Annotated in this window: 17 protein-coding genes; 8 read left to right on the top strand and 9 right to left on the bottom strand. The window is 57.1% G+C overall.

Annotation, left to right across the window (positions count from 1 at the left end; genetic code table 11):
* Positions 1-42: 42 nt before the first annotated feature.
* The 3 genes from ACM6IN_RS07295 to ACM6IN_RS07285 form a co-directional block, all read right to left on the bottom strand.
* Entirely contained in the window at positions 43-453 is a 411-nt protein-coding gene (locus ACM6IN_RS07295) for a MerR family transcriptional regulator (RefSeq protein ID WP_034154373.1), read from the bottom strand.
* A gap of 200 nt (positions 454-653) precedes the next feature.
* Complete coding sequence (locus tag ACM6IN_RS07290) at positions 654-1,229, bottom strand: NAD(P)H-dependent oxidoreductase (RefSeq protein ID WP_007911589.1); 576 nt, start codon at positions 1,227-1,229, stop codon at positions 654-656.
* A gap of 55 nt (positions 1,230-1,284) precedes the next feature.
* The gene (locus ACM6IN_RS07285) at positions 1,285-2,166 is read right to left on the bottom strand and encodes a LysR substrate-binding domain-containing protein (protein ID WP_414915669.1); all 882 of its coding nucleotides are present in this window, start codon (positions 2,164-2,166) and stop codon (positions 1,285-1,287) included.
* A 233-nt stretch (positions 2,167-2,399) separates the two neighbouring features.
* Between ACM6IN_RS07285 and ACM6IN_RS07280 the strand changes: the two genes are divergently transcribed.
* Positions 2,400-3,164 (top strand): sulfite exporter TauE/SafE family protein, encoded by a 765-nt coding sequence (locus ACM6IN_RS07280; RefSeq protein WP_095114181.1) that lies wholly within the window; start codon positions 2,400-2,402, stop codon positions 3,162-3,164.
* On the opposite strand, the gene ACM6IN_RS07275 is transcribed toward ACM6IN_RS07280, so the two are convergent.
* The gene (locus ACM6IN_RS07275) at positions 3,154-3,468 is read right to left on the bottom strand and encodes a putative quinol monooxygenase (protein ID WP_414915668.1); all 315 of its coding nucleotides are present in this window, start codon (positions 3,466-3,468) and stop codon (positions 3,154-3,156) included. The genes ACM6IN_RS07280 and ACM6IN_RS07275 overlap by 11 nt on opposite strands.
* A 184-nt stretch (positions 3,469-3,652) precedes the next feature.
* Between ACM6IN_RS07275 and ACM6IN_RS07270 the strand changes: the two genes are divergently transcribed.
* From ACM6IN_RS07270 to ACM6IN_RS07260, 3 genes are all read left to right on the top strand, one after another.
* Positions 3,653-4,243 (top strand): NAD(P)H-dependent oxidoreductase, encoded by a 591-nt coding sequence (locus ACM6IN_RS07270; protein ID WP_095114183.1) that lies wholly within the window; start codon positions 3,653-3,655, stop codon positions 4,241-4,243.
* Between the two features lie 108 nt (positions 4,244-4,351).
* Entirely contained in the window at positions 4,352-5,263 is a 912-nt protein-coding gene (locus ACM6IN_RS07265) for a LysR family transcriptional regulator (protein WP_095114184.1), read from the top strand.
* Positions 5,264-5,366: 103 nt separating this feature from the next.
* Positions 5,367-6,260, top strand: coding sequence for an NAD-dependent epimerase/dehydratase family protein (locus tag ACM6IN_RS07260; RefSeq protein WP_414915667.1), 894 nt, complete (start codon positions 5,367-5,369; stop codon positions 6,258-6,260).
* Positions 6,261-6,363: 103 nt separating this feature from the next.
* Here ACM6IN_RS07260 and ACM6IN_RS07255 read toward each other — a convergent pair whose 3' ends face one another.
* The 4 genes from ACM6IN_RS07255 to ACM6IN_RS07240 are packed head-to-tail and all read right to left on the bottom strand — an operon-like array spanning position 6,364 to position 19,754.
* Positions 6,364-9,216: an RHS repeat-associated core domain-containing protein gene (locus ACM6IN_RS07255; protein WP_414915666.1), complete on the bottom strand. Its 2,853-nt coding sequence runs from the start codon at positions 9,214-9,216 to the stop codon at positions 6,364-6,366.
* Positions 9,213-13,661: a SpvB/TcaC N-terminal domain-containing protein gene (locus tag ACM6IN_RS07250; RefSeq protein WP_414915665.1), complete on the bottom strand. Its 4,449-nt coding sequence runs from the start codon at positions 13,659-13,661 to the stop codon at positions 9,213-9,215. The genes ACM6IN_RS07255 and ACM6IN_RS07250 overlap by 4 nt, the downstream gene beginning before the upstream one ends.
* Positions 13,658-17,272 carry a neuraminidase-like domain-containing protein gene (locus ACM6IN_RS07245; protein WP_414915664.1) on the bottom strand — a complete coding sequence of 1,205 codons (3,615 nt, stop codon included), beginning with the start codon at positions 17,270-17,272 and terminating at the stop codon, positions 13,658-13,660. Before ACM6IN_RS07245 ends, ACM6IN_RS07250 begins: the two co-directional genes overlap by 4 nt.
* A gap of 1 nt (position 17,273) precedes the next feature.
* Entirely contained in the window at positions 17,274-19,754 is a 2,481-nt protein-coding gene (locus ACM6IN_RS07240; RefSeq protein WP_414915663.1) for a Tc toxin subunit A, read from the bottom strand.
* Positions 19,755-20,169: 415 nt separating this feature from the next.
* On the opposite strand from ACM6IN_RS07240, the gene ACM6IN_RS07235 reads away from it, so the two are divergent.
* The 4 genes from ACM6IN_RS07235 (at position 20,170) to ACM6IN_RS07220 (ending at position 24,342) form a co-directional block, all read left to right on the top strand.
* On the top strand, positions 20,170-21,519 hold the full coding sequence (locus ACM6IN_RS07235; RefSeq protein ID WP_401394546.1) for a GntP family permease: 1,350 nt from the start codon (positions 20,170-20,172) through the stop codon (positions 21,517-21,519).
* A 16-nt stretch (positions 21,520-21,535) separates the two neighbouring features.
* Complete coding sequence (locus ACM6IN_RS07230) at positions 21,536-22,396, top strand: MurR/RpiR family transcriptional regulator (protein WP_095191405.1); 861 nt, start codon at positions 21,536-21,538, stop codon at positions 22,394-22,396.
* Position 22,397: 1 nt separating this feature from the next.
* Entirely contained in the window at positions 22,398-23,855 is a 1,458-nt protein-coding gene (locus ACM6IN_RS07225) for an N-acyl-D-amino-acid deacylase family protein (RefSeq protein WP_007911552.1), read from the top strand.
* 118 nt (positions 23,856-23,973) lie between these two features.
* Complete coding sequence (locus ACM6IN_RS07220) at positions 23,974-24,342, top strand: glyoxalase superfamily protein (protein WP_007911550.1); 369 nt, start codon at positions 23,974-23,976, stop codon at positions 24,340-24,342.
* 253 nt (positions 24,343-24,595) lie between these two features.
* Here ACM6IN_RS07220 and ACM6IN_RS07215 read toward each other — a convergent pair whose 3' ends face one another.
* Positions 24,596-24,961, bottom strand: a complete 366-nt coding sequence (locus ACM6IN_RS07215; RefSeq protein ID WP_077570959.1) for a DUF6124 family protein — start codon at positions 24,959-24,961, stop codon at positions 24,596-24,598.
* Between the last annotated feature and the right edge of the window lie 247 nt (positions 24,962-25,208).

Genomic DNA, 25,208 nt, shown 5'->3' with positions numbered 1-25,208 from the left:
TGAGACGGCAGGCGATTCTGGTCATGCGGCGCAGCAGGGTTTTCAGTTCAGTGTATTGACCGGGTTTTTTTCGCCATAGCGGGCGATGCGTTCGAACTGGCATTCCTGGCGGGCGTCGTTGAGGTTGTGTTCAAACGCCTCGAGGCCATCATGCAATTGCTGCAAATCGCCGATCTGGGTTACCAGTTCGGCTTTTTTTTCGGCGATGGCTCTTTGTGCCATGTCCCACGGGAATTCGTCGCCGCGGTAGTTGTTGAGGATCACCTGCAGCTCTTTGAGCTTGAAGCCCAGTTGCTGGGCGCACTTGATGAACGTCAACACTTCGACACTTTGCTGGCTGTAGATGCGGTATTTGCCTTCACGCTTGGGCTCGGGCAACAGGCCGATTTCTTCGTAATGGCGAATGCTTTTGACTGTGGTGCCCGACAGCTGGGCGGCTTTGCCGATATACATAAAGGTCCGTCTCGATGGTCAAACATAGCTAGCGCGATCAGGCGTCATGCCGGATCGGCGGCGATTATATGTCCAATACCATCTGAAAATTGCAACTGCGCGTAAATGACGTGCACAGGCGACGGACGGGCGCGTGAAGGGGAGCCCGAAGAGGCACTGACGGCGGCTTGTGCGCCGTCAGCTGAGGCGGCTGGAAAGCCTTAGACGGCGGCGGTCACGCGCGCCTGTTCCAGCCAGGCATCGCGCTGGTTTGGCTTGGAGCCGAGGATCGGCCCGAAGGTCAGCGTCTTCAGGGGCTTGATGCCGCAGAATTCCAGCGTGGTCTTGCGCATCTGATGCAGCCCGGGCATGCCATAAATCCATTTGTAGTACCAGTACGGCGTGTCCATGGTCACCAGCAAATGCGCGGTGCGGCCCTTGAGCAGCTTGTCGGGGAAGGCTTTGCCTTCGCGGTATTTGAAGGCGAAACCCGGCAGGAAAATCCGGTCGACGAAGCCTTTCAAGAGTGCCGGAATCCCGCCCCACCAGATCGGATAGACAAATGTCAGGTGCTCGGCCCAGGTGATATCGGCCTGCGCTTGCAGCAGGTCCGGCTCCAGTGGCTGCACCTTGTTGTAGCCTTCGTGCAGGACCGGGTCGAACTCCAGCGCATCCAGACGCAGCAACCGCACGTCATGCCCGGCGTCTTTGGCGGCCTGAACATAGGTTTCACTCAATGCCCCGCAAAAGCTGTCGGTGGAGGGGTGACCCAGTATCACGAGCATTCGTTTGCTCATTGTGTGTACTCCTGAAATGAAGCGCACAGGATAGAGTCTGCCCCTAGCGGTAGAGTCAAGGCACCAGCGCATCAAACAAGGCCCGGGCGTAACCGGGCAGGTTGTCGAAGTCGCGTGCGCACAGTTGCAAGGTGCGATGCGCCCAGACTTCGTCCAGCGGCCGGCACGTTACCGAGTGCACCGCCGCCCAGCGCTCGATGGCCACCTTGGGCACGATGGCCAGCCCCGCACCTCGCGCCACCATGCGCATGACCCCCTCGAAGCCATCGGCGCGGATCCGGATCGACATGCGCTGGCCGATGTGCAGCGCTTGTTCCTCCAGGTGAATCGCCAGCGCGCTGTGGCTGCCAAGCGCGACATAGTCGTGCGCCAGGGTTTCACCAAACGTCAGTGACGGCCGACTCGCCAGAGCATGGTCAGGGGGCAGGATCAGTACCAATGGATCGTCGCGAAAGGGCCGGGTTTGCAGGCCATGGGTGTCGACCGCATCGGAGACGATCCCGAGGTCCGCCGCGCCTTGGCGCAAGGCGTGGGTGATGCGCGCGCTGGGCAGCTCCTGCAAGTCGATGTCGAGATTGGGATGATCGCGCAGAAAGTCCGCGAGTACTTCCGGCAGGTATTCGGTGATCGCTGTGGTGTTGCATAGCAAGCGCACCTGACCTTTGACGCCTTGGGCATAGTCGGCCAGATCCTGCTGCAGGCGTTCGGCTTGTTGCAGAAGGATGCGCGCGTGTTGGGCGAGGGCTTTGCCGGCCGGCGTCGGCGTGACGCCACGGCGGCCGCGCTCGAGGAAATCGGTGCCGAGTGAGGCTTCCATGGCGCGGATTCTGGCGCTGGCGGCTGCCAGCGAGAGATGGCTGCGGGCGGCGCCGGCGGTGATGTTGCCGGTGTCGAGGATGTGCAGGTAGAGGCGCAGGTCGGTGAGGTCGAAGTGCATGATTGGCAGCCTCTGGTTTTTGTGGTGTCTGGGCTGGCCCCATCGCTGGCAAGCCAGCTCCCACAGGTTTCAGTGTTGATCTCAAAATGTGTGAACAACAAAAAAACTGTGGGAGCTGGCTTGCCAGCGATGAGGCCAACAGCTTCAAAAAAATATCAGCCTCTTGTCAGGAGAGAGGCAGCCTCAGTATATGGCAGATTTTCAGCCAACCCCGACTGGCGCAGAGTAGCGCCATGCACACACTCACAGATTTCTACCAGCACCTCGGCCTGGCCCTGTCCATGCTGGTCATCATGACCTTCATCCTCGCCGGCCTGATCAAAGGCGTGATCGGCCTCGGCCTGCCGACCGTTGCCATGGGGCTGCTCGGTCTGGCTATGGCGCCGTCGCAGGCAGCCGCGTTGCTGATCATCCCGGCAACCCTGACCAATGTCTGGCAACTGGCATTCGGCGGTCATCTGAAAGGATTGATCAAACGCCTGTGGCCGATGTTGCTGATGATCTTCTTCGGCACCGCAATCGGCACGTTATCGATCGGTATGGCGGGCGGGCATTGGCTGGTGCGCGGGTTGGGCGCGGCGCTGTTGCTCTATGCGTTGAGTGGCTTGTTTCTGCCAACACTGCGCATCCAGCCGCGTCATGAAACCTGGCTCGGCCCGGCGTGCGGTTTGATCACGGGCGTCATCACCTCAGCCACCGGCGTGTTCGTGATTCCGGCGGTGCCATACCTGCAAGCGCTTGGCTTGAATCGCGATCAACTGGTGCAGGCGCTGGGCCTGTCATTCACCGTTTCGACGTTGGCATTGGCCGCTGGATTGCTCTGGCGTGGCGCGCTCGGTGGCGGCGAACTAAGCGCTTCGCTGCTGGCGCTGATCCCGGCCATTCTCGGCATGTTGCTTGGTCAATGGCTGCGCGAACGCATCAGCGCCGTGCTGTTCAAGCGGGTGTTCTTTATCGGTCTGGGCGCGCTCGGCGCCCATTTGTTGATCAGCGGTTAGCCGAGGCTTCGCTGAGCATCTCGATCTGGCGGATATCAAAATCACGCTCCAGATAATCCATGCGCCGTTCAAAAAACGCCTTCATGTGCGGCAGATTCGAATGCACATCCAGGTGCGCCTGCGACGCCCAGATCTCGTAGAAGATGAACAGCGTTGGGTCTTCCTTGTCGCGCAGCATGTGGTACTCGATGCAGCCCGGCTCGGCGCGACTTGGCTCAACGTAGGCGCGGAACAGCGTCTCGAAGGCTTCGGCTTTTTCCGGGCGGGTCTTGGCGTGCAGGATAAAACCCTGGCGTTCACTCATCGCAGCAACTCCTCAAATTCTGATGGCCGCAAATGCTATGGCAACAATCGGCATTCGATTCGTGCTTTTTGATCAAATGTATTTTGCGCAAAACCGGCTTATTCCGCGCGAGGCGGATCGTTAATCTGCCGCCATTCCCATTTCTCTTCTCCACCCAGCCCAATGGCTGCGCCGAGGCTTTCTCATGAAAAAAGTGCTGTTGCTCAATGGCGGTAAAAAATTTGCTCACTCCGACGGTCGCTACAACACCACCCTGCACGAGGCTGCACTGAGCGTGCTCGATCGCGGCGGTGTCGACGTCAAAACCACCTTCATCGACGAGGGCTACGACGCTGCCGAAGAGGTGGCGAAATTTCTCTGGGCCGACGTGATCATTTATCAGATGCCAGGCTGGTGGATGGGCGCACCCTGGACGGTGAAAAAGTACCTCGACGAAGTCTTCACCGAAGGCCACGGCAGCCTCTACGCCAGCGATGGCCGCACCCGTTCCGACGCGTCGCAGAAATACGGCAGCGGTGGCCTGATTCAGGGCAAGCAGTACATGCTGTCGCTGACCTGGAATGCACCGCAGCAAGCGTTCGATGACCCGACTGACTTCTTTGAAGCCAAAGGCGTGGATGCGGTGTACTTCCCGTTTCACAAGGCCAATGAATTTTTGGGCATGACCGGGTTGCCGACCTTTTTGTGTGTGGACGTGATGAAGCGGCCGAACATTGAGGCTGATGTGGCGCGTTATGAGCAGCATTTGACCGAGGTGTTTGGTCTCAAGGCCTGAATGGTTTCGGGCTACTATCGGTGGTAACAGCAAAAGATCGCAGCCTGCGGCAGCTCCTACAGAGAGTTGCAGTCATCTGCGATCTTGGCGATCTCAAAGAGGACACCCGTGAAAGCCAGATCCGATGAGTTGCAGATTTTCGTCTGCGTGATCGAGTGCGGTTCGATCTCCGCCGCCGCCGAGCAAGTCGGGCAAACGCCGTCGGCGGTCAGCCGCACGTTGTCGAAGCTGGAAGCCAAGCTCGACACCACGCTGATCAACCGCACCACGCGGCGCATGGACCTGACCGAGGAGGGCAAGTATTTCTTCGAACAGGCCAAGTTGATTCTCGATCAGATGGATCAACTCGAAGAACGTCTGTCATCACGTCAGCAAACCCCGTCCGGGCGCTTGCGGATCAATGCCGCATCACCGTTCATGCTCCACGCGGTTGTCCCGTATATCGACGAATTCCGCCGCCTCTATCCGGACATCCAGCTCGAACTCAACAGCAACGACCTGATCATTGACCTGCTGGAACAAAGCACCGACGTCGCCATCCGCATCGGCACTCTCGCCGATTCGACGCTGCACGCGCGCTCGCTCGGCTGCAGTCCGCTGCTGATCGTCGCCAGCCCGGCCTATCTGGAAAAGCACGGCGCGCCGCAGCAAGTCGCAGACTTGAGCGAACACACCTTGCTCGGCTTCACCCAGAACGAAGGCCTCAACCAATGGCCGCTGCGCTATGTGCACGGCGACCGCTGGCCAATCACCCCAGCGATCAGCGCCTCCAGCGGCGAGACCGTGCGCCACCTGGCGCTGGAAGGTCAGGGCATCGCCTGTCTGTCGCACTTCATGACCATCGATGACATTCGGGCCGGGCGCCTGAAAGTCCTGCTCGGTGAATTCAACAGCGGTTATCGCCAGCCGATCAACGCCGTGTACTACCGTAACTCGCAACTGGCGTTGCGCATTCAATGCTTCCTCGATTTTATCCAGAGCAAACTCGCCGCCTACGCCAGCGCTGATTTCAAGGGCTGATTCGTGACCTCTGCGCAAGAGTGAATTGGGCGGGGGCGGGTTTTTCCCTTCGGTTCGCGGGCCGATACTCGTCCCATCACTTACTCACGCAGGGAGTTTCTCCATGAACGTATTCGTCACCGGCGCTGCCGGTTTTATCGGCGGCTCGATCGCTACCGGTCTGGTCAAGGCCGGGCACAAAGTCACAGGCCTGGTGCGTAGCGCCGAACAGGCTGAAGAGCTGAAAGCCATCGGGATCACCCCGGTCATCGGCACTCTCGACGACAAAACACTGCTCGCCGAACAGGCCCGCGCTGCCGACGCGGTGATCAACGCCGCCAGCAGCGATCATCGCGGCGCAGTCGAAGCGTTGCTCGATGCCTTGCGCGGTTCCAACAAAGTGTTCCTGCACACCAGCGGTTCGAGCATCGTTGGTGATGCGTCGGGCGGCAAATCCAGTGACGTCATCTACTACGAAGACAACCTGCCAGAGCCGACCGTCGACAAAGCCGCGCGTGTGGCCATCGACAACCTTATTCTCGCGGCGGCAAAGCACGGCGTGAATTCCGCCGTCATCTGCAACACGCTGATTTACGGCCACAGCCTGGGCGTCAATCGTGACAGCGTGCAATTACCGCGACTGCTCAAACAAGCACGCAAAAGCGGCGTAGTGCGCCACGTCGGCACTGGCCAGAACATCTGGTCCAACGTGCACATTGAAGACGTCGTCGCCCTGTACTTGCTGGCGCTGACCAAGAACGTCCCGGGCACTTTCTACTTCGTCGAGAGCGGCGAAGCGTCGTTTATCGACATGACCACCGCCATGGCCGAAGCCCTGAACCTGGGTCAACCACAAGACTGGCCGTTGAAAGACGCCGAAGCCGAATGGGGCTACGAAATGGCCAACTATGGCCTCGGCTCCAACAGCCGCGTACGCGGCAAACACGCCCGCGAACTGTTGGGCTGGGCGCCGAAGCGCACGTCGGTGGTTGAATGGATTCGTGAAGAGATGGTGTGAGCGGCTTGTTTGACGTTGTAAGTCGCAGCGGGCAGACGAATCTTGCCCGCTGCTGCCGAGACGCCCCGCGCCATCGTAGGAACCGGTACAGGACGTTCTGGCATTAACCGGAAATATGCCTTCGGCGAGAGGCCCCGGCATGGCGCCCTAACGGCAGGATGCCGGTGGCAACAGTAACAATGTCAGGAATGATGCCGGTGCAGTTGCCACAGGCCGGAAAGTCCTGATTGAGTCCAGGGTTAGTCAGTTTTTGTACAAAAACGACGCTGTCGGACAACGCTCGTTTGAAGCCCCTCGAATCGAATTTTCCGTCCCTGAGAGGTAATTTATTGGCAATGTCGTTGACGGTCTGCACGTCAGCATGCAAGCCGGCAATGCCTGCGCGGATCGGGATTTCGGGATGTGCCCGAACATGATTCATGATCAGTTTCATTGTTTCGGGATGCAGAAATACCCCGTTGCGTCTGTATTCTTCACGCAGGCCCTTCTTGAATCGTCTTCTCGACGCCACGGTATACGTACCCAAATCACCCGGGGGCAGAAAGTCACTGTCTATCCTGTCTTCCTCCTTCTTCTTAGCGCCTTCCATAGTTGGAACTTGAAATTCCCGGGGTCTTTCTGTCGGGTATGAGTTAATGCCTGGAAAAATATTGTTTCCCGATGGGCTGCCTTGAAAGTTATGGAAGGCGACCATCTCTGAAGAATTGCCGCGCATGACGTAACTGGCATGTGCGATGTACTTTTTCAGGTTTTTTCCGCTGGGCGGGCCAGGGTCAGACTCGGATCGCTTATGCGCTCTTCTTCTGGGTTTGGCTTTAGCCTTGGGCTCGGGCATGGCATTTTCGTCTGGCGTGCCGGTCAGCCACCGGGTTTTTGCCGAAAACCTGCCGTAGGAACTGTTCGGTTGATCTATCAAATGAGCGAGAGGGGCTCTTTCAATCGCGCTGGCTGGAATGTCCAGATGGTTTAACGATTCGTACTTCTGCAAGCCGCCCTGATCGCTATATCTGATCGGGTTGTTGCCCACCATGCAAAACAGGTTCAAGCCGTCGACGGTTCCGGCGGGGTCCGCGCTGATCCAGCGTTGCAACCAAGGGGCGTAGTAACGGTGGCCGTAGTAATACAGGCCGCTGCTGTCGCGTTCCTTGCCCGAGTAGCGCACCGTTGTGTATTGCGCCTCGATTACTGACCGCGCGGCGCTCCAGGCCGTGCCGCCAAAGGGGTAGTACGCTTCCTGGCTGATCAGATTTGCGTCGTCATCAAGTTCCAGCATGCAAGATCCACAGGGTTCGTCCAGGCTATAGCGCAGTTGCTGGCGGGAGCCGATGGCTGCAGGTTTGCCCTCAGCCCAGTGCAGATAACGGATGTTGCATCGACCGGCCTGCAGAGTAATGACTTCCAGACGCTGCTTGTTCTGCGAACGCAATTCCAGTCCCGGCAGATAAACCACCTCATCGCGATGGGTGAGCGTCCCGCCGTGAAACGTGCGGGATTTGCGCACCCGCTGGCCGCTGCCATCATAGGTGTAGCGTTCCTCGTCATTGACGCCGTTGGCACGGCTGACCAGTGTCACGCCAGCCAATTGGTTCAAGGCATTCCATTGCAGCGGCTGACCGGGCTGCAAGGTCAGCAGGTTACCGTGGTCATCCGAGCCTGTGGCGGTGCCGGTGGCCGAGTCGCCCTGATTCCAGGCAACAAGACGATTGCTGTCTTCGGCAATGTTGAGGTTTCTCGTGTATTGATTGCCATCGCGAACATGGCGCAAGGTCGTCAGATTGCCCCCTGTGTCGTAATCAAAATGCTGGGTGTAATTGAACAACTCTCCGACCGCAATGGTCATGCTGGCAGCGGGCACCAGTTTCGGCTGGGTGATTGCTGCCTGTGCCTCGCGGCCGGTGGCGCTGGTCAATTGGTAAAGGCTGTCATACGTGAAGCGGCTGACGGCCTCTACCTGTTGATTGTTCGCGAAGCTGGCGGGCTGAGCCTTGTCGGTAATGGATAAAACGTTGCCCACCGCGTCGAAGACATACTGCAAATCCTGCAGGACCCGGCCAGCCTTCGAGGCATTCAGCTCACAGAGACGACCGCTGGCCATATCGTACTTCGCGCGGTTGAGCACGCCGTTTGCGGCCCGTTGGGACTGGATCTGCCCAAACGCGTTGTACTCGATGTCGCTGATGATCAGGCGTTCTGCGGGCTGGTCGGCGATCTTCAGGTGCAGCGTTTTGAGCTGCCCGGCGACATTGAAGCTGTAGCGTTGGGTGTGGCCTTTCGCATCGGTTTGTTTGAGCATCGTACCGCTGCTGTCGTACTGCCAATGTGTGGTATGGCGTCGATCCTCAAGCAGGGCGTCACGTTTTTCGACGGTGTCTGGCCAGTCGGGCAATTGTGCAGCGATTAACAGTTGCCGTGTCTGGTCGGACGGTTCTCCGCACAGCGCATAGGCATTGTTCGACAGCGTGCCCGCACTGTCATCGTGACGCACCAGTCGGGCGCAGCAATTGCGCTGTGCCGAGTCGACAGAGCTGTCGCCATAGGTAAAGCGTTCGGCAACGCGCATGGCTTGACCGGGCGATTGTTCATCGACCCTCACCGGGCGTAACTGGCGATCATATTCCATGTTCCAGAGGTTGCCGCGTTGATCCCAACGCCTGCCAGTCTGGCCGGTGGCCTGAGCCAGTGACAGGCTCCATCCGGAATCGGCACAAACCACGCCCAATGGCGTGCCGGCCAGCGAGTAGGACATCGTGCGATTAGGCACGAGTTTTCGTGCGTCCTGTCTGGCATCCCACTGCTCGATCAGGTGTCCGGCAGTGTCGTAGGTATGCCGCGTGACCCTGGGGGTTGCGGGTACCTCCGATTCACTGCTGCGGTAATAAGCGATGTGGCGCACCATCAGTCCACGGCTGTCGATGACGCTGACGTCAGGTGTCTTGTTGTGCAGGCGGGCGCTCATGCTTGCACTCCTTTCGAGGCGGCGGACATGACTTCTTCAAGGGTGTCGTTCTCGTCTTCCATGACTGAATACCAAGGGTGATAACGGTGGCGACGCAGGTATGAAATCGCGCCCTGTTTTGCCAGAAATGTTTCGGTCGGTCTGCCCAGTGCGTCGTAATGCTGAAGGTCGTAATGGTCCAGTGTGCGCATCGACGTGTCCTTGACGTAGCAGTGACGATCGGCGAAGTACGGTCGATAGATGCGGATTGGCAGGCCCTTGTTGTTGTATTCCTGCCTGCCGGTGACGCACCAGCGTGTGGTGGTGGCGCTTTCGTGCGCGACGTCGTTAACGAGGACGAGTCTGTTGTCGTCGCCGACGAGGTATGCCAGTCCCGGATCGACCTTTTGTTTGCTTTGCAACTCCCGCCCGAAGCCATCAAGGCAGCTCAGGGAAATATGGATCTGCTGCTGATCGTCGGGATAACGGTCCGCACTCAACAAGGCTGTGTGCACGGGCTCGCGATGTGCCTGCTTAATCAGTGCTGCAAGCTGTTGCGCATCACCGCTCAGCCGAGCGCCACTGGCGGCAAGTTCGCGGGCGCGTGTGCAGATGTGGCCGTCGGGTAACAGAAGACCTTGTGCTACGCAGCGCTTCAGCCATTCGATATCGCGCCGTGCGTTTTCTTTAATGCGGCCCATCCAGCTGAACACATCGTAGGCTGCGATACTTGCGGCGTTCTGCAGTGCGCCCTGCGGATCGGCAATTGCGCTCGACGGTGTCAGCGAGTCCGGTCGTCGGTAGCTGCTCAGCCTGGCGAATCCGACCGGTCGGCCCTGCTCGGTTCCATGCACACTGCTGGCCAGTACCTGACCGAAAGGGTTCACCAGCACTTCATTGATGTTGCCATTGGCGTCGGTGATTTGCGTTGGTGCCATGACACGGTAATCGTATCTGGCCTGGGTGGTGCAGCCATCCTCCTGACGAATGGCGAGCACACAGCAGTGATACGCATCATGCTCTACGGTCACCCGACCCTGGAGTGCGGTGGCTTGCAGGGACTCAGGTTTATGGAAGCCTTTTCCTGAGGCCACGCTCACGAAGCCGCTTTTGACCGACCAGAACTTGTTTTGCGCCCCGGCGGGCGCGAGCCAGTCGCTCATGCGCTCATAGCCAAAACGGCTCAGCAACGCGTCGTCTGGCCGAAGATCGGGCGCCAGGGTATCGAAGGCACGCAGGGCTGATTGATCAAATTCAGCTGTTTCGACGTAGGCGCCAATGCCGGCGAATTCAGCCACGCCGTCGGGCAATACCAGGCCGCTCCGGGCGTTTTGATAGCGTTGTACAGACAATCCGGTCAACACTCCCGTCTTCGCAACGCCAGAGTCGACAAGCCATTTCGCGAACTTTTCGTAATTGATGTCACTTGGGTTCAACCCATCGACTGCCGTTGACTTACCTGCTTCGTATGCCTGGCTGCGCTGGCGCCATGGCAGGCCGAGACGCCAGCCCTGATCATCGCTGAGATGAATGTATTCGGCACAGTGCTCACTGATGTAGAAGCGCTGTTGCGCCGGATCATGAGCGTCTTTCCACCAGTCGCTTTCATGGATTTGATCGAAGGGGGCGGTGTCACTGGCGGTCATGCGTCGCGCGTAATGGATCTGGAAACTCTGCTCTACGGCACCGAACCGGTCCCGGCGGGCATTGATCGTGTGCAGGCATTGCGGATCTGCAACGAAGCCGTCGTAGTTGTAATTAATCGATTCGAGTTCCAGAGGCAGTACACGGACGTGGTCTCGCGCAACCTGTTGTGGTGTCAGCAGACGGACGTGATAACGGTGTTCTTCAACCTGCAGCAGCTTGCGCAATTTCGACCCTGCGCCGAGATCAAAGACCTCGCGCCGCAGCAGGCGCCCGCACAGGGCCCTGGCAATCGCCCGGCGGGTGGCTTCATCGGTCGCTTCGACGGCGAGGTCTTTTGCGTCCTGATACCGACTCACATAGACATTGCCCAAGGGGCGCGCGTGTTTGTCGGATGTGTCATAGCCGCGGCGAGATGGCTCGCTTGGCTGGCCGGTATGAAACCACTGGCGGGTTCTGCTCGGCGGCATGAAGTCGGCACTGGACAAGCGTTCGCTGCTGCTTTCGATCAGCAGCCCAAATCCGCGCAGTTGCCGCTCCTTGCTGTCGTAGTAGCCCTGGCGATAGTTGAAGCGTCGAGTCAGCTGATTTTCAGTGATTTCATCCCGTTGCGTCTGGCTCCTGACCAGATGCAAGGCAAAGGGCAAGTGGCAGGTCAGGTCGACCTTTTTCCCCTTCATGCGCTCGGTTTTTTCGTCCAGCCATTCCTGCGCGGAACTGCGGTAAACAATGCTCGTGGACTGCCCCATGTTGTTGTTTGAGGTGGTCAGCAGGTAGGGCTTGTGCTGGACGAAGTCATAGCGCCAGTGATGTGGGGAGTTTCGGGGCGCATGGAGCACCAGACTGGAGCAGCCCAGACCACGGGTGTCGACCAGATCGACACGGGACAGATCGTCGAAGCGCCAAGTCTCGGGCCAGGTCAACGTCACTGCTGAATCGAAGCCGTGGCCGGCGCGATTGATGAAAATCAGCGCGCGTTCGGCTGTCAGGTAAATCAGGTCTGCCGCGCCCGAACCGTCCAGATCCGCAAGACGAATGCGCGAAGCGTCGAAAGTTTCGCGCGCTAGACCGGGCCAGGTTAAAACCCGGCCCGTGCCAAAACGCCCGCGACCAAGGTTCGGCCACACCTTGATTTCATCGTGACGGATGCGCACCAGATGCTGCTGGCCGCTGCCAAGCAGATCGCTGAACGCGACCAGCTCCTGCTTCGAATCGCTGAAAATCGGAAGGTTATCTTCGTCATCGGAGCGGGCGACTTCATGTGCAGGGCTGAACCCGTCACTCCTCTGGTTGGCGTACAGCCGGACGCTGCGTGGCCCGATCATTGCCAGATCGGCCAAGCCTTCGCCCATCAGATCGGCCTGAAGGGCCTTGTTGTTGAAGAAGTCCAGAGGAAACGCATTGAAAGCGTTGAAGTCGGTCCACGACCGATTCGGCGACATGGAGAAAAAACCGCTCATGGCCGGTTGCGCAATGACCCAGTCCAGACGCCCGTTGCCGGTCAGGTCGGACAGCGATTGCCGGGATGCATTGTTCAGCGTTGGCAGGGCGGGCAGAAGCTGCCCGTCGCCGTACACGACGTGGTCGGTGTTCGGCTTGCCGCGTAACGGCTCACGGTAACGCCAGTGGTCTTGGTGTCGGTAGAGCAACCCTGGCAAGCCTTCGCCATACAGGTCGACCCACTCCATGCGGTGGCTCTCGACCGTGGGCATCTGGCTGAAGGATGTCCAGGCAGAGGCCGATGGTTGCAAATTGAATTCGCTGTAGCTGAATTCAACAGGCGGATGGCTTTCGGGCTCGGGCGCCGCGTCGAATGCCTGCTGATGGGCGGCTGACAGCAAATGGTAACCCGCCTCGGTTTGCTGATAGTCGAGCAGCAGGCGCCTGACTAGCTGCGGGTCGTCTCCCAGTTCGGTGGGGAACCAATGGAACATCAGAATCTGCCGGCACAAGCGCTTCGTGCGCAACTCAAACCCGTAAGCGTAATTGAGAACTTCATCTTCGCGATGGACTGCATTGCCAGCGACATATCCGGGTTTTTGCGAGTACCCGGTATCGCGTCCGCCGTAGTCCAATACCAGTTCAAAATGCCAGCGCACGGACTCCAGACGCTTCGGATGCCACAGATACAGGTGTTGCTGAGATTTTTCGTTGCCGTAGCAGACACGGCTCAGATAACGCTGTGCCGTCGCTTTACCAGCAGCAACGTCGGCCTGATATTCATAGTAGATGTGCTCGCCTGAAGCGTTGACGCTTTCTTGCAGCAGCCATTCGCCGACGTGCTGTAGATCCGCAGGGTCGGCCCGTCGTGCAATGGCCTGGCGGCCGAACAGGTGAAGGGTGCCATCGGCGGCATGAACCAGCCAGAAACCGGCGGGGTCATCGTCGGTAGACCAGTGTTCAATCCGGTCGAAAGCGCTTTCCACTCGAGCCAGATAGCGCGTTACCGTGTAGCTTTTTTTCAGATCAAGATTATTGTACTTGTCGTGTCGGCTCGACTGCGCCGGATACCACTCGACGCCGTCCGGGCCGGCAACTTCGTCTTCGCTGGTGTAAGTGGGCGCCCCTTTGCCGGTCACGCGGGTCACTGCCGGTGTCGGCAGATTCCATCCGATGCCGAACACGCCGTTGCCTGCCGAGCTCGAATAACCCAGCGTCATGGCCGGGTCAAACCCGCGCCCCGTCGAGATCGGCAACGCCAACTGGAAACTGGAAGCGCCGGTCGGTCCTACAGGCCCCCAGCCTTTACCCACGCTTTGAATGGCACCACCACCCTTGGGCAGCGCCGGAATATAGATGGAAACGGACTCAGGGCGACTCATTGCTGGCCTCCCGTCGACCTGGCCGTGTAGCTGATGTGAACAAGCACGTCAGTCAGCGAGTCGATGAAAGTCGTGCGCTCTTCTTGATTGGAAAGGCACAGACTCCAACTGGAAATGGCGCCGGTGAATTCGAATGGCAGGTAGCGCTCGTCGTTGAAATTAAGAGTGAACAGGCCGTTATCGTCAACGCCGGTCGACAGCGCGATCATTTCGTTGACTCGTTGGTTTTTCAGGGCTGGCGAGCCCGGTGCGGATGTCAGCTGGACTTCGCTGGAGAGCTGCATCAGGGTCGCCCGAACGTTTTCATACGGCGCGAGAACTGCCGGGAAGGAAACGCTGATGGTTTTGATCCGGCGCAGATAGTGCTTTTTGTAATCCTGCTCGAACAGGTTTTTTGTAAAGGCGAAATTGCACTTGCCCGTGGATTTGAAATCACTCAGGACTTTGCTCCAGTCCTCATTGCTGGCGGCTTTGAGCTGACGCAACGATACCGTTTTGCGAATCTCCAGTTCCCTGCAATTGCGTTGCAAGTAGTCTGCATGCATTTTCATCAAGGCCAGCTTTAGCGGCTCCCCGGCTCCAAGCCCACGCCGGGAATTTTGCCACGTGCCATGCGGCAGGAAGACTGTGCTGAAATCGGCAATCTCGTACTGCCAGGCTGCCTCGGCGGCCTTGCACAGTACCAGGGTCATGTCGTAAGCCTGACTGTAGATAGGGGCGAGTTGAGTGCCAAGCCACTGATACAACTGTGCCTGGGAGAAGCGCGTGCTGAGGAAGTCGTAGTTGCTCTTGGCCTGGGACAAAGTTGTTTGCGCCTGACGCATCAATAGCTCTGTGGCTTTCTGCTGTTCCTCCTGCGATTTCAACTGGGCGTCGATCTGGGTCAGCTCCAGTGCGGCTTGATCACGCGCAAGTGTCCATTCTTCACGGCGCCGGGTGAATTGTGCCGTACGATCCAGGTGGCTGGCGGCCGTTCGGTCAGCGGCCGCTCCCCCTTGGGCGATGGCGCTCAAGGCATGCAATGCGCCCTCCCAACGCATGCCGCCATTGGCCAGGCCGAAAGTGTTCGGCGCCAGCATCAGGGCACCGGCACCTGCCTGTGAGGCTAAAGCTAGTTGTTCGGCTACACCGCTGCGCAAGTACAACTGACTGGCATTGGCCTCCTCGGCACTGAGGTCCTGTTTGAGCAACGTTTCAAAATGCTCAAACCGCTGCTGCACGATCGCTTTGCCCACCTGCAACGCTTTGAGATTCTGCTGTTCGCCGCGCAATGCCTGTGTCTGTAAGTCAACCGCCAGCGATGCCTGCGCCCAGGCTTGCTGTTGCTGCACTTCCTGAAATTGCGATTGTTCCTGACGCTCGATCAGTGAGAGGAGCGTAAAGCCGAACTGAATCAGACTGTCAACGGCGCTCAACGCCTGTCCATGCATCACATTGAAGCGGTAATGCGGGATTTGCGTCGAGGCAAGGGCCGAAGGCGTGCCGCTCTGGCCACCGGCGTTGGCTGTCAGCAACAGCGTGCGTGGGTCTTGAGGCGATTCGAACAAGCGAACGGACTGGCGTTTACCGGCGATGTCCAGACCATGCCTCAAGTTATACAGGCGACTGTCCACCTGATCCCAACGCTTGAGTAAATCCGGATGGAATGGAATACGCAGATGTTTGATCGCCGGGAGCTGCAGTTGTACCGGGTTTTTTTGCCTGTTCAGATGCAGCGGGACGTTGCCATCCTTCTTGATGAGCTCCTGTTCAAGCTCTTTCATCTCCGTCAGGTCATCGTTTGCCAGTGTCTCAAGTGTGATCGGCTTCCAGAGGTCTTTCCGCCCGTTGATCACCGGGCGATTGCCAAGCAGATGACGCGCTTGCAGATAGAGCGACTTCGCCTGGTTAAGACTCTCGGTTGTCAGGCGGCGATAAGCCTCGTCTGCGCGATTGAGCAGAATGTCGATATAGAGAAAAAACACCGCCTTGCGAAAATGCACACGATGGCTGAGCGCAATCTGATGCGGGTCGTAGGGATTTTTATGCGCATAGGAAGGCTCTTCGACAGGATTCAGGGGTTCTGATTTCCAGAGTTGTTGCTGGCCATTGTTATCCTGGCCCCAAGGGTCGAAGAGGTAACTGACCCATTTTATCGCTTCTTCGTAGCGGTGCTCGGCATTCAAGCGACTCGCGAGCAGCCATGGGACGTACAAAAACAGTTCTGTGAAGTACTGTCCGTAAGCGCCATGAAAATCCAGCGCCTTATCCCTCGTGTGGGCTGAACCTGGCGCGGACAGTTCGGATGTCGGTGAGTCGAGGTTGAACAGTTCGTCCAGACTGTTTTCCGCGCGGCGAATCATTTCGGCGGCGAAACCGGTGTCGAGACTGATCATGTTCTCATGGGATAGAGTCGTTTCATCCGGTTGAACGGTACGTTTCAATAGTTGCGATGAGTCTTCATCAACGATATCCCAGTAAGTGTTTTCATTGTTTTTCGTCATTACGCGTCGAGGGTTGACGGCCTCTAAAAGGGCCTTCAATTTCTCTGTTTGTGCTTTGGTAAAGGTGCTTATATCCGTTGCTTTAACAAAAAAGTTCTTATCGATATGGCCAGTCAGGCTAACGTCACCCAGCGTCAGGCCTAATACGATCTGATTATCTTGTTCATAAGCGTAGATCGAGACACGTTTATTAAAATCCTCGGTTTTTGTGTTCGGGTAACCTTGGAAAAAGCCCTCGAGACATGTTTTTGGCAGACTCCAGGTGCCGTCGATTTTTCGCCACGCATAAATAAGTTTAAGTTGTGGGTTGCTTTGTCCTCTTGGGTTTTTATCCGTAAGCTGGTCAGGATGCTGATGGTGACTCTCTGCCCAGAATACATATAGTCGATTGTTGAACCAAACGGGCCGAATGGTATGTTGAATGGCATTTTGTGAAATCGGAACATCTGCTTTTTCCCATTGACTCCAGGCTAGAGGATCAGGGCGCTTGAGTTTCTCGGCTCCCTCAGCGGTGAGCCTCACTGGCCGCTGCGACATATCGAGCGAGCGCCAATAATAGCGATCAGCTGAGCGCGATTTGGCCAGCACATAATGAACACCGTTGTCGACGTCATCACCATCGATATAACCATTGAGGATACTCAGGTTCGCCACTTCTTCAAACCGGGTCAGATAACCCAGTATTGCTTTTTGCGCGGTCGCTGAGTCGATCCGTCCCTGTGTCAAATCGTTTTCCAGTTGGCAAAAGTTTTCGCTTTTATCGACCCGCAATGCTGGATCAAGATAAAGCGAAGGGAAATACATCAGTTGCTGGTGGGCTGCCCAAGTCGGGTAATGACTCAAAACATTGTGCCAGTAAGAGCGCTGCTCCTCGCTCTTTGAATAACCGGACGAACGGCGAGTAAAAATCAGTTCGATGTGATGCTGAAGGCTGGAGATGGCAAAGCTGACCGGCGTCGCCGAAACATCGTTGCTAATGAGTGCATCGAGCAAACAGTGATCGTAAAGCGCTTCGGCAGTCTTGACTTCCGTTTTGGGGTTTGCAGACACTTCGAGGTGGAGATAATAAGCTACCTGGGCATCGCGCAGCCCCTCTTCCAACTGCTTTTGAATTTCCATGTTGTTCATGTTAATTCCCTTGAACATTTGCATTGTGGAGAAGTTCGGCAGCGACGGTACGCCATTCATCCATTGAGCTTTCGCTGTTCAACTTCAAGATGTCACGCAGTTTTTCCAACGAAAGCCCCGTGTTTTTGGATAATTCAAGGTGGCGGATGATCCAGTCCAGTTGCTGCATGTTTTCAACTTTCTCCGTGGGTAACTCCTTGGTCAGAGTGGTCAGGGATTGCTTGGTAACAAGAAAATTTGCCAGCGCGTCGTTGGCTGTTTTTGAATTATCGGTACGGGAAAGTTTTAGGAAATCGAGAAGCTCGTGACTCGCGCCTGGATCGTGCCGGCTGTAATTGGCGAAACGTTCGAGACAATAGAGGTCTTGCAATTTAAATGCGCTTCCCCAGTCCGGTTTTATCAGTGAGCTATCGCTCAGCAAGTTGAGCAATATTTCGCTGCTTATGTTTAATGCCTGGCAGATTTCAGCGGCGGCCAGTGACTCGCGTAACAGCAGGGTTTTCCCTTTCTTGATTTCCGCACATATTTTTTGCTCGGCGGTATTGGCCATTTTCATGACGCACGGAACGTATTGCACCGAAAGCCCTGCGACGTCCTGCAGCAACTGGTGCACAGCAAGGGTCTGTTCGTTTTCAGCGGTGGTATCTCGCATGGCACTTATCGCAGCGACATGCACGGGAAGTGTTTCACGAGCAGACGGCAAGTGGCGTTTGAGCATGCGCAACAGTTGTGCGACTGTAAGGCCGGCTGATCGTAACCAAGTCATCACCCCGTCCAATGCCATCAACAGATGCAGGATGTCGGGTTCGCATTTGCTGCTCAATTCTCCTGATACCAGCAATCGCTCGAATGCTTTGCCCCCCAGTAAATTGACTAACTCCGTGCATTCAAGAGGGGATAAACCAAACAGCCGCGCTATGCGTGCCTGACGATAAAGAGATGAAGCGGTCTGTAAGTTTTGATGCAGGCTTTTCAAGTGGGTTGTGGCCAATTTTATGCACAAGTCGCGCGACTCTTGCGTCATTTGAAGATCCATACCATCGGCAAGGCGGATGGCAGATATTTCAGTGAGTCCTCCATCTTGTTTAAATAAATTGGCTGCCGGGAGATCGCGATGGAAAACACGATCAAACAAAGAATCCCGGCCGTTGATCGAATGGGTGGGTAAGCGGTACAGAAGGGCTGCGAATTCCTCTGCCTCAATCCCATAATGTTGATTGAGATATTGATAAACACCCACGGCGCGCAGCGTGGACCTGGGAATAAATGTGTCACTGCCATCGCTGGAAATTGCACTGTAGACCAGAGTGTCGAGCTCCCCCGGCGAAATGTTGCTCCACCTGTGCAAACGTATCATGCGCTGGACACGATCAAGGGCAGTAAACATATGTGCGTCTGGATTTTCGTAAGTCAGCGAAATGATTTTTTCTTCGCTGTCGGGTGCTTTGTCCACTACAAGGTGCTTATCGCTTGATGGGTATGATCTGGTAATTTGAAGATCAATGAATTGTTTGATTTCCGACGGCGAGCAATGGGTTTGGGAGGCAAACAGGTTAAGGTCATAGCGACCTTCTTTTATCTCCGATTTATCTACGACGCTGTGTGTCGTGCCTGTCTCCGTATCTATTGGACTGATATATTCCGCGAGCTTGGCCGTCAGGATTTTGATTTGCTTTTCGCTCAGATTCGACATCTTTATCTGAGCTTCGCAAAGCAGTTTCACGTTTACCTTCTCAGCGTCCTGAAAAAACATGTTTGGCCATTGATGTTGCAATTTATAGTCCAGAACGCCCAATCCAAGGTTCTTCGCAGCGAGCGCTACTACACATTGTCGATGAGGGTGATGGTAGGGGAAGAAAAGAGGTTTAGACTGTATGGACATTATCTCCTGAGACGTCTTGTCGTTGGCGTGCTTTGGGTGATTTTTTATTTTATCGCCCAGCACCCTGTTGACGAGTTGCAATGCCGGGAGTGGTTCGAAAACACTGGAAGCATCTATCTGTTGAGTGGCAATATCTGGACGAATCGCGCTTATTCTGCGCGCGTATTTTTCTTCCGAATCAAGCTGGCCAGAAAAAATGTACAGGGCGCGCAGATAAGCTGCTGGCGAGTCGATAGCATTTAAATCGTTTTGGGCGCAAAAACTATTCCAATTTTCTTCAAATAGTTTTTCATAAATTGGCGCAACGCCATTTAGAGCGCGCTTATCGCGTTTTTTATCTGTCTTGTGAAGCTGGCGCTCCATTTGCTCCCGTGTTATTTGCCGGGCAAGACTGCTGGCGTAGTCGTGAGCTATTTCGGCATTTAGCTTTTTACCGGGGGTTTCTTGTATTTGCTTGTATTGGTCTCTGGACAGTTGAGCCACGCTGAGAGTGGATTCCATAGCTATGTCATGTATTTCAAAAGTCTGAGGGGTTGCAGTTTTTGCAGTGCCTGCAGTGGCAGTAAGTATTTTGAGTTTGTTAAGTTTTATGTCGCTCATTGTTTGGCTTTCCGGTTAATATTGTTTCTTTCGGGCAATGAACATAACTTACTGCGGGGAGTTCTAATTGTAGGAATTTTCTCTATTGCAGGTAAGGCGAAAAAATTTGAACTAAGTAGTTGGTAGGTAAACTTCTGAAAGGATTATTCTGCTTCGGCTTTATTGTTCTTTGCCTGGTTTTTGCTGGTTGTTTGTTTCCAGACATGCATTGGAATCGTCTGCTTGATTTTTTATAAAAGGTTTCGCTGACGAAAATATCAGGGTGTGATTTTCATTAATCACGACAAAACATACTCATTAGCGACACGACTTACCTCTCCACGAAAATTACTTTCATGGAATTTGAAATCTCGATCTCGAAATGATTTATGAGTTTCAAAACCCATTCGAACGTGACCCTTTCGAGGAGTACCGCATGACACCTTCCTTCGGCTATTGGCTGCTGGTCTATGCTGCCGTCGCCATCATTGCGCTGATCGTGTTGATTGCCCGTTACCGGCTCAACCCGTTCATCGTCATCACCCTGATTTCCATTGGTCTTGCGCTGGTCGCGGGGATGCCGCCGTCGGGTGTGGTGGGGGCGTATGAGGCCGGGGTGGGCAAGACGCTGGGGCATATTGCGCTAGTGGTCGCGCTGGGGACGATGCTCGGCAAGATGATGGCCGAGTCCGGCGGCGCCGAGCAGATGGCGCGTACGCTGATTGACAAGTTCGGCGAGAAGAACGCGCATTGGGCGATGGTCTGCATCGCCTTTCTGGTCGGGCTGCCGCTGTTTTTCGAAGTCGGTTTTGTGTTGCTGGTGCCGATTGCGTTCACCGTGGCGCGGCGCGTTGGCGTGTCGATTCTGATGGTCGGTTTGCCGATGGTCGCCGGCCTGTCGGTGGTGCATGCGCTGGTGCCGCCGCACCCGGCGGCGATGTTGGCAGTGCAGGCTTATCAGGCGTCGGTCGGGCAAACCTTGCTGTATGCGATTGCCATCGGCATTCCGACCGCGATCATTGCCGGGCCGCTGTACGCCAAATTCATCGTGCCGCGCATTCAATTGCCGGCGGATAACCCGCTGGAAAAACAATTCCTCGACCGCGAACCGCGCGACAAACTGCCGGGTTTTGGCATCACCATGGCGACCATACTGTTGCCCGTGGTGTTGATGTTGATCGGCGGCTGGGCCAACCTGATTTCCACGCCGGGCAGCAGCTTCAACCAGTTCCTGTTGTTCATCGGCAACTCGGTGATTGCCTTGCTGCTGGCGACCTTGTTGAGTTTCTGGACGTTGGGTATCGCCCAGGGTTTCAACCGCGAATCGATCCTCAAGTTCACCAACGAATGTCTGGCGCCGACTGCCAGCATCACTTTGCTGGTCGGTGCCGGTGGTGGCTTGAACCGCATTCTGGTCGATGCCGGTGTGACCGATCAGATTGTCGGCCTCGCCCATGAATTCCACCTGTCGCCGCTGATCATGGGCTGGCTGTTCGCGGCGTTAATGCGCGTCGCCACCGGTTCCGCGACCGTGGCCATGACCACCGCGTCCGGCGTGGTCGCACCAGTGGCCATTGGTCTGGGTTATCCACACCCTGAGCTGTTGGTGCTGGCGACAGGTGCCGGGTCGGTTATCTTTTCCCACGTCAACGACGGCGGCTTCTGGTTGATCAAGGAATACTTCAACATGACGGTCGCGCAGACGTTCAAGACCTGGACCGTGCTCGAGACGTTGATCTCGCTGGTCGCATTCGGCCTGACCGTCGGCCTTTCTTATCTGCTGTAACCGGAGCCCGCCGCCCATGGACATCCTCTACCAGATCCGCGCCCGCCAGGATTCCTTCAGCGCCGGTGAAGGCCGCATCGCCCGTTTGATGCTCGATGACGTTGGTTTCGCCGCCAGCGCCAGCCTCGAAGACCTCGCGCAACGCGCCGAAGTCAGCACCGCCACGCTGTCGCGTTTCGCCCGCACCGTGGGCTGCCGCGACCTGCGTGATCTGCGCCTGCAACTGGCCCAGGCGAGCGGCGTCGGCAGCCGATTTCTCGACCCGGCGGGCACGCCTGAGCAGTCGGCGTTTTACGGGCAGATCGTCGGCGATATCGAAACCACGCTGCGCCAGCACCTGGCCGGGTTCGACGAGTCACGCTTCGCCGATGCGGTGAAATTGCTCGGTCAGGCACGGATGATTCACGCCTTCGGCATGGGCGGTTGCTCGACGCTTTGCAGCGACGAATTGCAGGTTCGGCTGGTGCGCCTCGGCTACCCGATTGCGGTGTGTCATGACGCGGTGATGATGCGCGTCACCGCCGCCAGCCTCAACGCCGAACAAGTGCTTATCGTCTGTTCGCTGACCGGCATCACCCCGGAATTGCTCGAGACTGTCGAGCTGGCGCGCAACTACGGCGCGCGCATTCTGGCGATCACCCGCGCCGACTCGCCACTGGCAGAACTGGCCGACATCGTCCTGCCGCTGCAAGGTGCAGAAACCTCGTTCATCTACAAACCGACGGCGGCCCGCTACGGCATGCTGCTCGCCATCGATGTGCTGGCGACCGAGCTGGCACTGGCCAATCCTGAAGACAATCAAGAGCGTCTGCGGCGGATCAAACTCGCCCTCGACGAATACCGTGGCGGCGACGATCACCTGCCGCTGGGAGACTGACATGCTGTACGACACCTTGATTCGCAACGCCCTGATCATCGATGGCAGCAACGTGCCCGGCTACCACGCGGACGTGGCGATTCGCGATGGCCGCATCGAGCGTATCGGCGACTTGCACGATGCCACTGCGACCGAGGAAATCGACGCGGCCGGGCGCGTGCTGGCGCCGGGTTTCATCGATGTACACACCCACGACGACACTGTGGTCATTCGCCAACCCGAGATGCTGCCCAAGCTCAGCCAGGGCGTGACCACGGTGATTGTCGGCAACTGCGGGATCAGCGCTTCGCCCGTGACATTGAAGGGCAATCCGCCGGACCCGATGAACCTGCTCGGCACGGCGGCGGCATTCGTTTATCCACGCTTCAGCGACTACCGCGCGGCGGTCGAAGCGGCCAATACCACTCTGAACGTGGCGGCACTGATCGGCCATACGGCGCTGCGCAGCAATCATCTCGATGACTTGTTCCGCACCGCGACGCCAGAAGAAATCGCTGCGATGCGTGAGCAGTTACGCGAAAGCCTTGAGCACGGTGCGTTGGGTTTATCCACAGGTCTGGCGTACGCCAGCGCCTACAACGCTTCCACCGATGAAGTGATGCAACTGACCGAAGAGCTGACGGCATTCGGCGCGGTGTACACCACGCATTTACGCAGCGAATTTGCCCCGGTTCTAGAGGCGATGGACGAGGCGTTTCGGATCGGTCGACATGCGAAATCGCCAGTGATCATTTCCCACCTCAAATGTGCCGGCGTTGGTAACTGGGGGCGCAGTCCGCAACTGCTCGCGTCATTGGAAGAGGCCGCCAAAACTCATCCGGTCGGCTGCGATTGTTATCCGTACGCGGCGAGTTCATCGACACTGGATTTGAAGCAGGTCACCGATGCGCATCGCATCACAATCACCTGGTCGACGCCGCACCCGGAAGTCAGCGGCCGAGACCTGATCGACATCGCTGCCGAATGGAATCTGCCGTTGCTTGATGCCGCGAAACGCCTGCAACCGGCGGGTGCGGTGTATTACGGGATGGACGAGGCGGATGTACGAAGAATCCTCGCTCATCCGTTGTCGATGGTCGGGTCTGACGGACTGCCGGAAGACCCGTTCCCGCATCCGCGCCTGTGGGGTGCTTTCCCACGGGTTCTCGGACATTTCAGTCGTGATATCGGGCTGTTTCCGCTGCACACCGCCGTACACAAGATGACCGGTCTGTCGGCGGCGCGATTTGGTTTGAAGGAACGCGGTGAGATTCGTGAAGGGTATTGGGCGGATCTGGTGTTGTTCGATCCGGCGACGGTGCGTGATGTCGCGGATTTCAATGAGCCGCAACGGGCCGCGCAGGGCATCGACGGCGTTTGGATCAACGGTGTTTTGAGTTATCGCAACGGACAGGCGAATGGTCGCAGGGAAGGGCGGTTTCTCGCTCGCCACGGTGATCTGCGCGACAACTTTCACTGAGGTTTCGCGGACTGCGTCACGGTGGTGGCACATTGCGACTAAAGAAAGCCATCAACAGGCCGAATTGCTGACATCCACCCCGTCTACACTGTGGGGCCAATCAGTCAGGGAGCACCCCATGAGCTTCGGCAAAACCACCCCGATCCTGCGGATCTTCGATGAAGCCAAAGCTGTCGAGTTTTACGTCGACTTCCTCGGTTTCAAGATCGACTGGCAGCATCGCTTCGAGGCGAATTTTCCGTTGTATCTGCAGGTGTCGCGCGGCGAGTGTGTGTTGCATTTGTCCGAGCATCATGGCGATGCGTGCCCGGGTTCGGCGCTGCGCATCGAGACGGATGAGCTGGAGGCGTTTCAGCAGCAGTTGGTGGCCAAGGATTACAAGTTTTCGCACCCGGGCATTCAGGCGATGCCGTGGGGGAGTCAGGACATGACGATCGTTGATCCGTTTGGTAATCGGCTGGTGTTTACCAACGCGATCTGTCTCTGAACTGAACAGCCCCTCACCCTAGCCCTCTCCCGGAGGGAGAGGGGACCGATCCGGGGATGCTTGAGAGATACACCGACCTGAACCTGCTCGGTCGAATCCATAATCGACTCGGTCATTCAGGTCGATGTATAGCGCCAGACACCTCGGTCGGCCCCCTCTCCCTTTGGGAGAGGGCTGGGGTGAGGGGAAAATGGCCCACCGAAAAAAGGAGCCCGCCACCTAACCATCACAGTTTGGGTCGCGGGCTTTTTCGTTACTCGGTCGGCACGAACTTATCGAGCACCTGATTGACGGCCATTTCCGCCACCATCACCACTTGCGCGATGCCTTGCAGGGTCTTGCGGTGCGAACCTTCGAGCACGGCGGCGAAGTCGTTGAGCATCACCGAGGCAGAACCCAGTGTTTCGCAGGCGTCGACCAGCAAGGGTTCAGTCGCGGATGCCGGGTTGGCCATGTAGAGGCGGTTGGGTTGGTAAGGCGTGGCCATGATCTGCGCGGTGGGTGGGGCGAGATAATGGTCGAGCGCGCGCTCGGCGGCTTCGTGGAATTTCTTCGAATCGGCGGATTCGTAGGGGGAGGCCGGGTCAGTGACCGGCGGGTTTGGCGTTACTTTGAACATGGGAGCGTACCTTTTAAAGCCGCATCCATTTCGCCGCTAAGCAAAAGGGAGGCAGCTGTGCGCAAGTTAGCGGACCGGTCGCATCCCACCCCGGCGCACCCGAAGGTGCCATGCGCACAGCTACCATTAAGCGCAGGCAAATACCTGACTGGATGATACTCGTGCAGCGGGGAGCGAATGTAGCCGAGCCGCTAAGCTCGATCACTGGGAATCAGTGACGCAATCAAGTTACGCAGCATGCTCAGGG

Source organism: Pseudomonas sp. IT-P395 (genome assembly GCF_949767675.1).
GTDB lineage: Bacteria > Pseudomonadota > Gammaproteobacteria > Pseudomonadales > Pseudomonadaceae > Aquipseudomonas.
The sequence above is the reverse complement of the archived record's forward strand: the minus strand, read 5'-3'. Positions and strand labels throughout refer to the sequence as shown.

What these genes read in the sequence shown, in the direction of transcription:
- ACM6IN_RS07285 (WP_414915669.1), bottom strand. Translation starts at nt 2,166, where the DNA reads ATGCACTTCGACCTCACCGACCTGCGCCTCTACCTGCACATCCTCGAC.
- ACM6IN_RS07280 (WP_095114181.1), top strand. Translation starts at nt 2,400, where the DNA reads ATGCACACACTCACAGATTTCTACCAGCACCTCGGCCTGGCCCTGTCC.
- ACM6IN_RS07240 (WP_414915663.1), bottom strand. Translation starts at nt 19,754, where the DNA reads ATGAGCGACATAAAACTTAACAAACTCAAAATACTTACTGCCACTGCA.
- ACM6IN_RS07295 (WP_034154373.1), bottom strand. Translation starts at nt 453, where the DNA reads ATGTATATCGGCAAAGCCGCCCAGCTGTCGGGCACCACAGTCAAAAGC.
- ACM6IN_RS07270 (WP_095114183.1), top strand. Translation starts at nt 3,653, where the DNA reads ATGAAAAAAGTGCTGTTGCTCAATGGCGGTAAAAAATTTGCTCACTCC.
- ACM6IN_RS07245 (WP_414915664.1), bottom strand. Translation starts at nt 17,272, where the DNA reads ATGAACAACATGGAAATTCAAAAGCAGTTGGAAGAGGGGCTGCGCGAT.
- ACM6IN_RS07225 (WP_007911552.1), top strand. Translation starts at nt 22,398, where the DNA reads ATGCTGTACGACACCTTGATTCGCAACGCCCTGATCATCGATGGCAGC.
- ACM6IN_RS07275 (WP_414915668.1), bottom strand. Translation starts at nt 3,468, where the DNA reads ATGAGTGAACGCCAGGGTTTTATCCTGCACGCCAAGACCCGCCCGGAA.
- ACM6IN_RS07220 (WP_007911550.1), top strand. Translation starts at nt 23,974, where the DNA reads ATGAGCTTCGGCAAAACCACCCCGATCCTGCGGATCTTCGATGAAGCC.
- ACM6IN_RS07260 (WP_414915667.1), top strand. Translation starts at nt 5,367, where the DNA reads ATGAACGTATTCGTCACCGGCGCTGCCGGTTTTATCGGCGGCTCGATC.
- ACM6IN_RS07290 (WP_007911589.1), bottom strand. Translation starts at nt 1,229, where the DNA reads ATGAGCAAACGAATGCTCGTGATACTGGGTCACCCCTCCACCGACAGC.
- ACM6IN_RS07255 (WP_414915666.1), bottom strand. Translation starts at nt 9,216, where the DNA reads ATGAGCGCCCGCCTGCACAACAAGACACCTGACGTCAGCGTCATCGAC.
- ACM6IN_RS07230 (WP_095191405.1), top strand. Translation starts at nt 21,536, where the DNA reads ATGGACATCCTCTACCAGATCCGCGCCCGCCAGGATTCCTTCAGCGCC.
- ACM6IN_RS07235 (WP_401394546.1), top strand. Translation starts at nt 20,170, where the DNA reads ATGACACCTTCCTTCGGCTATTGGCTGCTGGTCTATGCTGCCGTCGCC.
- ACM6IN_RS07250 (WP_414915665.1), bottom strand. Translation starts at nt 13,661, where the DNA reads ATGAGTCGCCCTGAGTCCGTTTCCATCTATATTCCGGCGCTGCCCAAG.
- ACM6IN_RS07215 (WP_077570959.1), bottom strand. Translation starts at nt 24,961, where the DNA reads ATGTTCAAAGTAACGCCAAACCCGCCGGTCACTGACCCGGCCTCCCCC.